Here is a 10,632-nt window from a genome sequence, read left to right as displayed (position 1 = left end):
CAGCTGATTTGTAATCAGCAGGTCGTGGGTTCGAGTCCCTCCACTGGCTCAAAAGCCTCCCTTATTAGGGAGGCTTTTTTGTTTTACACTCTTTTTATCTTAGTATTCATTATTCATTGGATTTATTTTTTTAAATTTATTAATTCTCTAAAAGTCTGTCTTTATTTGACAGATGTGATAGTGTAGAGTTTCGTGAATAAATACATTTGATATGTTTTTTAGAATACAAGCAGATTGGTTTATATATTTTGAAATTATATATTTTTTAATTGCTATCGGTGTAGCTATTCGAATTGTATATGATACAGATTCTATTTCTAAAACCTTAGCGTATTTACTCCTTATTTTTTTTGTGCCTATTTTTGGAATGTTGTTTTATTTTTCTTTTGGTATTAATTACCGCAAGAGAAAAATGTATTCTAAAAAGTTAAAGGTAAATGATGACTATAGTGAACGTTTGTCAAAGCGCCTACGAGAAGTCCATTTAGATTTAGGTGAAAATGGCAATCCAATTGTAAATAAAAATCGCTCATTCATCAATATGTTATCTAATCCTGCATTAGGAGATGGACCTTTGTTGGTTGGCAATAAAGCTGAAATATTAGAGAATGGGGAGGAGTTTTTTCCGAGGTTACTACAAGATTTAAAACAAGCAAGAAAAAGTATTCATATCGAATATTATATTTTTGAAAATAGTGACATTGGGAGAGAAATAGAAGAGGTATTAATAGCAAAGGCAAAAGAAGGAATTGAGGTTAGATTCATATATGATGATTTTGGTTGCCGTGATATAAGAAAAAATATAGCTCGTAATTTAAGAGCAAACGGAGTAGAAGCTTATGCTTTTAATGAAATTATACTATTGGCTTTTGCAAATCGACTTAATTATCGAAATCACCGCAAAATTGTCGTTATAGACGGACTTATTGGTTATACGGGAGGAATAAATATATCTGATAGATATGACAACCGTAAAAAGGACTTAAATGAGTTTTTTTGGCGAGATACACATCTTCGTTTAGAAGGGCCTGGTGCATATGGACTACAATATGTCTTTTTAGCGGATTGGAATTTCTGTAGTAAGCAGTCAATTGCTTTTGATGAAAAGTATTTTCCTAAAGTAGCAAGGGATGTTGCAGGAAATGTGCCTGTACAGGTGATTTCTTCTGGACCGGACTCAGATGTGCCTTCTATCCTTTATAGTGTCTTAAAAGCAATACAAACAGCCCAGAGTGAGGTGTTGATAACAACTCCATATTATATTCCAGACGAATCATTACAGTTGGCTATAAAAATGGCCGTATTAAGTGGTAAAAAGGTAAAGATTATCTTACCTGGTATTACAGACTCACATATTGTAAAGCTTGCATCAGAATCTTATTTTCAAGAACTCTTAGAGTATGGTGTTGAGATTTATCTGTATAAAAAAGGGTTTATTCACGCTAAGACTTTTGTGACAGATTCAGGGGTAAGCTCAATTGGTACGTGTAATTTAGATCACAGAAGTTTTGATTTGAATTTCGAAGTTAATGTAATTACTTATGATGAAGCTTTTGCTAATAAGATGAGACAAATGTTCTATAATGATTGTAAGGATTCAATTAAATTAGAATTGAGCTTTTGGAATAAACGATCTAATTGGCATCGACTGAAAAATAGTTTCATTCGATTATTTTCGCCATTATTATAATCACTTTGCTTTTAGACTATGAATCTACATTTTACGTATCAAGATTATATAACACATCAACATACTTTTGCAAACGATTATGAGGGTAGGGTAATTACTACGCTTATCGAATCGAAAAGAAACCAAAAAGAGGCGTATAAATCTGTTTTATATATACACGGTTTTTGTGATTATTTCTTTCAAAAGCATATCATGGAATACTTTAATTCTGTAGGAATTAATTTCTATGCTCTTGATTTAAGAAAATGTGGTAGGTCTCTTCTTACTCATCAACACCCAAATTATTGCCAAAGCTTAGACGAGTATTTTCCTGATATAGAGTTTGGTTTAGATTTTATTCTAAACGACAATAAAGAGACTCAAATTTATCTTTTAGGACATAGTACAGGGGGACTTTTAGCAACTTATTACGCTAAATTTGGAAAGAAGAGAGAGAGGCTAAGAGGATTGATTTTAAACTCTCCATTTTTAGATTTCAATATTCCTTTTTACGTGAAACCGTTTGTAAGCTTTTTTGCTAAAAATAGAAAGAACAGTAATCCTTTTGGATGTATAGATGGATTACCAGAAATATATGGCGAGTCCTTACATAAAGATTATAAAGGCAATTGGGATTATGACAAACGATTAAAACCAATTAAGCCTTTTCCAGTATTTTATGCTTGGATACTTGCTGTGAAACAAGCACAAGATAGGTTGGTGAAATCTTCTGATTTAGGTGAATTGCCAATTTTACTATTGTATAGTTCAAAATCGGGTAATCCTAAAAAGTGGAATGAAACAGTATTTGAATCAGATATTGTATTAAATGTAAATGATATTAAACGGGTAGGAAATAGATTGAGTAATGTAGTTGTAGATGCTTGTGTTGATAATGGTATACACGATTTATTTTTATCCAAAGATGAAGTTATAAAAAAGGTGCAAAGTAAAGTAAGAGAGTTTCTTTTAAAATATTAAATGACAAAATAAAAAAAGCTGCTATCCTTAAAATAGCAGCTTTTTCAGTAATAATCAAAAAAAGAATTGTCTGACGGGTTGTGGATTAGAATAATCCTCCACCTCCGCCACTACTTTGTTTCGTGTTAGAATCTCTGTACTTTCTTTGTAAAGCACGGTTCTTAGCACCTCCAAACATATAGTTTACACCAATGTATAATGATCTGCTTTCCCATCTAAATTCTCCTGTTGCAGGATAAGGATAGATTGAGTTATAACCATATTTCATTGTGTTGAAAATATCGTTTACACGAGCACTGATGCTCATTTTATTGTTTAATAAAGAATATCTAACTCCAGCGTCTATCTTATACATTTCTTTAGAATCTGAAGTAATACCATCTACACCACCTCTATAGAATCCGAATAAGTTGAAACGTAAGTTCTTAGTCGCTTTAAAGTTACTGTTTAAACGTGCATTGAACGCATTAGCAGTAATCGAACGCATAATCATTTCTGTTTCTATTCCTTGTGCTGTTGTTTTGATTTCTGAAACTACACCAGTTTGTTTAATACTTGAGAAATCAATAGCAGGTTGCATATCCCACCATGGCGTAACTTTTATATTAGCAGAAACCTCAAACCCATAAGCATCATTTGATTTGTAGTTGTCATACGTCATTAATAACGCATTTGGGTTATCATTCAACGGATCTTTGTAGATCACGTGGTTGATTTCTTTATTAATGTTTCTGTAATAAACTCCAGCAGTAATACTACTTTGTTTAGCAAACATTCTTGTGTAGTTTAACTCAATAGAGTTTGTAAACTGAGGTTTAAGTTCTGGATTACCAACCATTGACATTAATGGAGTAGAGAACTGTCTGATTGGATTTGTTTGAGAAACACTTGGTCTATCTACACGACGGCTATAGCTCAAGTTAAACATGTCATTGTCAGTCATATTATATCCTAAGTAAACAGAAGGGTATAAAGTAACGTAATCATCTTTGAAGATTGTTTTACCTGCTGTTTTAGAATCTACTTTATAGCTTTCTAATCTTGTTCCAACTTGGTAATTAAACTTGCCATAGTTTTGTCCAAAAGTAACGTAAGCTGAATAGATATCTTGGTTGTAATCATTGTTAACAATATCTTTTCCAACAAGAGTTGTATTAAAATTATTCTCTGCTCTTGAAATTCTCGCTTCAGCACCTATTTCAAGTTTCGTATGATCGTTTAAAGGATTTACATAGTCAACGTTTACAGTTGTCATTGTACTCTTGTCAACTGAAAAGTCTTGGTAAAGATTATTAGCTATACCTGTTTTAGTGTTGTAGTCCCCATCATTTGTGCGTTTGTTATCGTTTAAGTTAACTTCAACGTCTAATGTGTGTCCTTTTTTCTCAAATAAATGTTTGTAAGCTAAGTTATATGAACTATATCTGCTTGATCCGTCATAATAAGTTTTTTGGAAGATATCTTCAAAATCACCTTTAGGATAAACAGTAGATGTATATAAGTCTAAATCATTTGACCCATTACTTTGATTTGTATAAAAAGACAAAGTATTGTTGTCATCAATATAATAGTCAACACCTACTTTATATAAGTAAGAGTTGTTTTTAGAACGCATTCTAATTTCTGTTGGAGAAGAAATGTCGTGACGGACCATATCTCCTTCATTTTTATATTTCCCACTGCTGAAACTACCATTACCAAAGAAGTTTAACTTTCCTTGTCTATAGTTTAAGTTTAATGAGTTTGTTGTCTTAGGCGTTTTTGCAATAGTCAAACCTGTATCAACAGAACCATTGAACCCATCAGCTGTATTTTTGTGTAATACAATATTAATAATACCAGACATTCCTTCTGGATTGTACTTAGCACTTGGGTTAGTAATTAACTCAATACTTTTAATTGAAGTAGAAGGAATCTGTTTTAATAATTGATCTGCTGAGATATTTGTTGGACGTCCATCAATAAGAATACGCACATTTTCATTACCTCTTAATGAGATTTTACCATCTTGGTCAACATTAACAGAAGGAATGTTATTCATAATTTCTGATGCAGTAGCCCCAACTGTTGTTAAGTCTTTTCCAACATTAATTACTTTTCTGTCGATCTTTTGTTCAATAGTAGATTGCTCAGCTACAATATTAACACCATCTAAAGTTGTCGCTTCAGGTTGTAGGTTAATATATCCAAAGTTCTGAATAGCTTCAGTTAATTCGAATTCTTTAGTAAATGTTTTGTAACCAATAAATTGTACTTCGATTGTATATTTTTTCATCGGAGCAGATAGCTCAAATTTTCCGTCTTCTGCGGTCATCTGACCTGTTACAATAGCCTCACCATCTTTCAAAGAAATTGTAGCATAAGGAACTGCTTCATTAAGCGTTTTATCGAAAACGATACCTGTTATTTTTCCTTTTTGTTGTGCAAACGTAGAGCACACCATGGTTAAAAAAAGGAAAATGCTTAGTTTAAATTTCATAATTGTTATTGAGTTAAGTTTATTTGTTTTAATTTGGGTTGCTATCATAGTAGTAACAGTATTTGACTATTTGTTACACACTTTTTTTGTAAAAAAAATAAATCAATACAAAAAATATTGTAAGTCATTGGTAATCAATTATTAAAATCTTATTTGTAATCAAAATAAATATGAGATATACAGTTTTTTGTGGTTCGAGTTCAGGATCAAAAACATTGTTTAAAACAGAAGCTTATCGACTGGGACAAACAATGGCTAATCACAAAATAGGCTTGGTCTACGGAGGAGCAAGAGTCGGTTTAATGGGCGCAGTAGCAGATGGAGCACTTGAGCACGGGGGAGAGGTAATAGGTGTTTTACCTACTTTCTTGAAAAGTGTTGAGTTGGAACATACTCGTTTAACCGATTTAATCATTGTAGAAACGATGCACGAACGCAAAGCTAAAATGGACGAATTGTCTGATGGTATTATTGCAATGCCAGGTGGATATGGTACATTGGAGGAGTTTTTTGAGATGTTGACTTGGGCACAATTAGGTTTGCATAAAAAGCCAGTTGCCTTGTTAAATATAGATGACTTCTATACTCCATTGTTACAAATGGCAGACTCAATGGTAGCAAATGGTTTTTTAAAACAGGAAAATAGAGATATGATTGTAGTTGCAAATAATATTGATGATCTTCTTGTGTTGATGAAAACTTATGTAGCTCCTACAACAGTTAAGTGGATTAAGTAATAAAGGAAATAAATGACAAAAGCTTGTTTGATATCTAATTTTGAGAAGAAAGGTGTTGCGCTTTCAAATGTAGAGCGAGAAATAATTATGAATACTTTTCAAACAAAATTACTTAAGAAGAAAGAGTATTTGTTAGAAGCTGGTACTATTTGTGACTTTGAAGCTTTTGTTGTACAAGGATGTTTTCGTGTTTTCTGTGTTGATGAAACAGGAGAAGAACATATCGTTCACTTCTCTATAGAAGATTGGTGGTTGGCAGATTTAGAGAGTTATAATTTTAACAAGCCTTCTAAGCTTTATATCCAGGCTTTAGAAGACAGCGAAATATTGATTATTCATAAAAAGGAGAAAGAGGAACTTTATACTAAGGTTGCGCCACTTGAACGAATTTATAGAATTATGACACAACAAGAATGTGTTGCTTTACAAAGGCGTATCGTTAATGAGTTGTCTATGACAGGAGCTCAAAAGTATGACGACTTTTGTGAACGTTATCCTTTGTTGGTACAGAGGTTGACTAATATTCAAATTGCGTCTTATTTAGGTATTACACAAGAGTTCTTGAGTAAAATCAGAAAAAAACGCATTTAGTATTTATTGAAGTAGTTCAATTTTTTTGATATTTCAAGGTTGTACTTTTGGTGAAAATATTTGAATATGAAACGAATAACACTAATTATGATTACTGTTGGTTTATTTACAATGGTAAGCTGTAAACAGAATGAAAGTACAAGAGAAGAAGTTAAAAGCGAAGCAACAATTTCTTTGGATTTAATTGGTAAAAAGGGCGAAATTTCTTTTCCAGAAATGAGTGCCATAACTGATTATACAAGTGAGAAAACATTGCATTGGAGTACAAAGGCAAAAGATGGTACTGTTAACCAAGGTGATGAACAAGTAAGTTATAAAAGGTTGTCAGAGGAGTTACACTTTTTAAATTGGATTGAGAAAACTGGCTTTACAGTGAGTCAAATAATCAATACTAAAACGGGAGAAGTTAAAGCTTTTTGGTCTTGGACAAATGAATCAGGAAAACGTGAAAGTTCTTTTGTAGACGGTACATTTACGTATGTTAAGTAATAAAAAGGCATATTTAAAAATATATTAGCATATAAAAATCCCATTTTGAATGGGATTTTTGTATTTTAGGGACTTTGTAATTAGAAACTAACGAATGGAAAAAATAAATAATAATATAGCGATCCTGGTAGATGGCGATAATGCGCAACCAAAACTACTGGAAGAAATATTAGAAGAGGTGTCTAAGTATGGTAAAGTAACGATAAGACGAATTTATGGAGATTGGACTACTCCACAAATGGGGAGTTGGAAAGACCTACTGAATGACCTGTCATTTTCGCCTATTCAAAAATTCAACTATACAACAGGGAAGAACTCTACAGATAGTTCTCTGATTATTGATGCAATGGATATTTTACACAACAAATCAGTTGATGGGTTTTGTATTGTTTCAAGTGATAGTGATTACACAGGTTTAGCTAAGCGAATTAGAGAAGGTGGTATATTTGTTATGGGAGTAGGTGAAAAGAAAACACCGAATGCCTTTGTACAGTCTTGTGAGATATTTACTTATTGTGAAACCCTAATGCCTAAGGAAACTGAAAAGGAAAAAGGAAGTAATGGCAATGCTAAAAAAGCGAATAATAACGATGATGATGACAATAAATCGTTAACTAAGAAAGAATTTAGATTGATAGATAAAGCTTTTAATATGTCAGTTGACGAAGAAGTAGAGGCTTATATCTCAACAGTTGGAGGTAATATCCGTAAACTTAATCCAAGTTTTGATGCTCGTGATTATGGTTTTAGAAACCTGACAGAATTGTTTAAGCATTTAAAAACCTATGAGGTTATTAATAATAATGTAAAGGGATTAAATCATCCTTTAGTAAAGAAAAAGTAGCCTTCGGGTTACTTTTTTTGTTTTCTATACTTTGTCCTGATGTTCTAATGTAATCTACAAGCATTATGAAAGACGAAGTAAGCTCATCTCTTATTACTATCTCTTTTTTTTGTAGCACATTTATCTACAGCTACTTTTATAAGTACTGTTGCTATGTTTTGATTCCTAAAAATTAAGCTTTTTTAAAAATAAAACACAAGACTACAAGTAAGTGAAATTTAGTAATCTGAAAGAAGAAAGGTGTTTTTTCGATGATTATTTAAACAAATAAGCTCAAAATTTTGTAGTTCATAATTTCTAACGGAAAAAGGTATAGGGGTTCCGTATAGAATTTTATATATTTGTTGCAACACGAATAAACGAAACATTATGAGATTAAACACTATTGCTTGTATTGCACTTGCTTCAGCAATGTTCCTTTCTTGTGGGAAAGATAAAGAGAATAAAACAAATAACGAGAACGCAACAGAAGTGGAGAACTTTGAATACAGTGTAGACAAGTTTGGAGATATCGAGGTTTTAAGATATCAAATTCCAGGATGGGATGACTTGACTTTAAAAGAAAAAACATTAGTATATTATTTGAGCCAAGCTGGTTATGTAGGTCGCGATATTATGTGGGACCAAAACTATAAGCATAACTTAAAGATCCGTAAGGCTCTTGAAAATATCTATGTAAACTACCAAGGAGATAAAACAACTGAAGATTGGAAAAATTTTGTAGTTTATGTAAAAAGAGTATGGTTCTCTAACGGTATTCACCACCACTACTCAAATGACAAAATTAAACCTGCATTTGCAAAAGCATACTTTGATACTTTATTGAAAGAAACAAATACAACATTAGATAATAATGTTGCAGAGATTCTTTTTAATGATGTTGATAATAAGAAAGTAAACTTAGATGCATCTAAGGATTTAGTAGTTGGTTCTGCTATAAACTTCTATGGAGAAGGTGTTACAGCTAAAGAAGCAGAGGATTTCTATGCTAATATGACAAGCCCTGATGCTAATCGTCCTTTGTCTATCGGTTTAAACTCTAAATTGGTAAAAGAGAACGGTAAGTTAGTTGAGAAAGTTTGGAAAAGTGGAGGATTGTATGGTCCTGCTATTGACCAAATTATCTATTGGTTAGAAAAAGCACAGACTGTTGCTGAAAACCAAAAGCAAGCTGACGCTATTGGCTTGTTGATTAAATTCTACCAAACAGGAGATTTAAAATCTTGGGATGATTATAATGTTGCGTGGGTACAAGCAACTGAAGGAAATATTGATTATAATAACGGATTTATTGAAGTATACAATGACCCATTAGGACATAAAGGTTCTTATGAGAGTGTTGTTCAAATCAAAGACTTTGATATGTCTAAGAAAATGGAAGTTTTATCTCACGAGGCACAGTGGTTCGAGGATAACTCTCCGTTAATTGACGCACATAAAAAGAAAAGTGTAGTAGGGGTAACTTACAAAACTGTTATCGTTGCTTCTGAATCTGGTGATGCATCTCCAAGTACACCTATCGGAGTAAACTTACCAAACGCAGATTGGATTAGAGCAGAACACGGTTCTAAATCAATTTCATTAGGTAATATTATTGACTCTTATAATCACGCAAGTGGTTCTGATCGTTTGAAAGAGTTTGTTCACGATGAAGAGGAATTCCAATTGGAGGAAAAATATGGTGAGTTAGCTGATAAATTACATACAGCTTTACACGAAGTTATCGGACACGCGTCTGGGCAAATTAACCCTGGTGTTGGACAACCACAAGTAACTTTAAAAAGCTATGCTTCTACATTAGAAGAAGGACGTGCTGACTTAGTTGGATTATTCTACTTATACAACCCTAAATTACAAGAGTTAGGATTAGTAGATGATTGGAAAGCAGTAGGAAAAGCAGCTTATGATGGATACATCAGAAACGGATTAATGTTACAATTAGTGCGTTTAGAGCCAGGTGCTGATATTGAGGAAGCTCATATGAGAAACCGCCAATGGGTTAGTGCTTGGGTATTCGAAAAAGGTAAAAAAGACAACGTAATTGAGAAAGTTGTTCGCGATGGTAAAACATATTTCAATATTACTGATTATGAAAAACTACACGAATTATTTGGTCAGTTATTAAGAGAAACTCAACGTATCAAATCTGAAGGAGACTTTAAGGCTGCAAAAGCTTTAGTTGAAAACTACGGAGTGAAAGTTGATCAAGCTATTCACAAAGAAGTATTAGCAAGAAACGCTAAATTTAATTCTGCTCCATACAGAGGATTCGTAAATCCTTATATCGTTCCTGTGAAAAATGATAAAGGAGAGATTACTGATTTCGAAATTAAACAACCAGAGTCTTTTGAAGCTCAAATGTTGTACTACGCTAAAGAGTATAGTTTCTTACCAGTAGAAAACTAATCAATTTAGTATAAAAGATAAAGCCAACCGAGAGGTTGGCTTTTTTTATGCAGTAAAGTTAAATAGCTATTTATTAATTTGGGATCAACAATAAAAGGTAGAGTGTAAGCAAGAATTATGATTTATCTAAAGTACTTTACTTTCGCATTCAGGGATTCGGCAGAAGTGTTCGTACCTCTATCATTAAAGTAATTAATAATATATAAGCAATGTGTTTTTAAAGTCTTTATAATGGTATTAGAGAAGTATTATGAACATTATTACTCTCTATGAGTTAGTTTAATAATAGCTACTTGTTTTGGTATTTTTAAATTATATATTCTACGTAAATTATCAACAACTAAATCATTTGCCTTTTTAAAATTTGGATATAAGTTAAATTGGATGTTTTTTTGATATTGAGTTTAATTGTATTGACTTTTGTATAGTAGATGAA

Annotated in this window: 9 protein-coding genes; 7 read left to right on the top strand and 2 right to left on the bottom strand. The window is 32.3% G+C overall.

The window, feature by feature from the left end:
• Positions 1-211 precede the first annotated feature (211 nt).
• Entirely contained in the window at positions 212-1,690 is a 1,479-nt protein-coding gene (cls, locus tag AABL81_RS12510) for a cardiolipin synthase (protein ID WP_341341205.1), read from the top strand.
• 18 nt (positions 1,691-1,708) lie between these two features.
• Positions 1,709-2,650 carry an alpha/beta hydrolase gene (locus tag AABL81_RS12505; protein ID WP_341341204.1) on the top strand — a complete coding sequence of 314 codons (942 nt, stop codon included), beginning with the start codon at positions 1,709-1,711 and terminating at the stop codon, positions 2,648-2,650.
• 85 nt (positions 2,651-2,735) lie between these two features.
• Here AABL81_RS12505 and AABL81_RS12500 read toward each other — a convergent pair whose 3' ends face one another.
• The gene (locus AABL81_RS12500) at positions 2,736-5,129 is read right to left on the bottom strand and encodes a TonB-dependent receptor domain-containing protein (protein ID WP_158209265.1); all 2,394 of its coding nucleotides are present in this window, start codon (positions 5,127-5,129) and stop codon (positions 2,736-2,738) included.
• 170 nt (positions 5,130-5,299) lie between these two features.
• On the opposite strand from AABL81_RS12500, the gene AABL81_RS12495 reads away from it, so the two are divergent.
• From AABL81_RS12495 to AABL81_RS12475, 5 genes are all read left to right on the top strand, one after another.
• Positions 5,300-5,866, top strand: coding sequence for an LOG family protein (locus AABL81_RS12495; RefSeq protein WP_158209264.1), 567 nt, complete (start codon positions 5,300-5,302; stop codon positions 5,864-5,866).
• Positions 5,867-5,878: 12 nt separating this feature from the next.
• Complete coding sequence (locus AABL81_RS12490; protein ID WP_158209263.1) at positions 5,879-6,457, top strand: Crp/Fnr family transcriptional regulator; 579 nt, start codon at positions 5,879-5,881, stop codon at positions 6,455-6,457.
• A 66-nt stretch (positions 6,458-6,523) separates the two neighbouring features.
• A complete protein-coding gene (locus AABL81_RS12485) occupies positions 6,524-6,946 on the top strand; it encodes a MoaF-related domain-containing protein (RefSeq protein ID WP_341341203.1) in 423 nt (140 codons plus the stop codon).
• A 94-nt stretch (positions 6,947-7,040) separates the two neighbouring features.
• Complete coding sequence (locus tag AABL81_RS12480; protein ID WP_158209261.1) at positions 7,041-7,790, top strand: NYN domain-containing protein; 750 nt, start codon at positions 7,041-7,043, stop codon at positions 7,788-7,790.
• A gap of 369 nt (positions 7,791-8,159) precedes the next feature.
• Positions 8,160-10,196 carry a dipeptidyl-peptidase 3 family protein gene (locus AABL81_RS12475; protein WP_341341202.1) on the top strand — a complete coding sequence of 679 codons (2,037 nt, stop codon included), beginning with the start codon at positions 8,160-8,162 and terminating at the stop codon, positions 10,194-10,196.
• Between the two features lie 122 nt (positions 10,197-10,318).
• Here the strand turns inward: AABL81_RS12475 and AABL81_RS13570 are convergent, their stop codons facing one another.
• On the bottom strand, positions 10,319-10,426 hold the full coding sequence (locus AABL81_RS13570; RefSeq protein WP_410505315.1) for a hypothetical protein: 108 nt from the start codon (positions 10,424-10,426) through the stop codon (positions 10,319-10,321).
• Positions 10,427-10,632: the final 206 nt, after the last annotated feature.

Source organism: Myroides sp. C1519 (assembly GCF_038039755.1).
Lineage (GTDB): Bacteria > Bacteroidota > Bacteroidia > Flavobacteriales > Flavobacteriaceae > Flavobacterium > Flavobacterium phaeum_A.
The sequence above is the reverse complement of the archived record's forward strand: the minus strand, read 5'-3'. Positions and strand labels throughout refer to the sequence as shown.

Excerpts from the sequence above, each read along its gene's own strand:
- AABL81_RS12480 (WP_158209261.1), top strand. The coding sequence starts at position 7,041 with ATGGAAAAAATAAATAATAATATAGCGATCCTGGTAGATGGCGATAAT.
- cls (WP_341341205.1), top strand. The coding sequence starts at position 212 with ATGTTTTTTAGAATACAAGCAGATTGGTTTATATATTTTGAAATTATA.
- AABL81_RS12500 (WP_158209265.1), bottom strand. The coding sequence starts at position 5,129 with ATGAAATTTAAACTAAGCATTTTCCTTTTTTTAACCATGGTGTGCTCT.
- AABL81_RS12495 (WP_158209264.1), top strand. The coding sequence starts at position 5,300 with ATGAGATATACAGTTTTTTGTGGTTCGAGTTCAGGATCAAAAACATTG.
- AABL81_RS12505 (WP_341341204.1), top strand. The coding sequence starts at position 1,709 with ATGAATCTACATTTTACGTATCAAGATTATATAACACATCAACATACT.
- AABL81_RS12485 (WP_341341203.1), top strand. The coding sequence starts at position 6,524 with ATGAAACGAATAACACTAATTATGATTACTGTTGGTTTATTTACAATG.
- AABL81_RS12490 (WP_158209263.1), top strand. The coding sequence starts at position 5,879 with ATGACAAAAGCTTGTTTGATATCTAATTTTGAGAAGAAAGGTGTTGCG.
- AABL81_RS12475 (WP_341341202.1), top strand. The coding sequence starts at position 8,160 with ATGAGATTAAACACTATTGCTTGTATTGCACTTGCTTCAGCAATGTTC.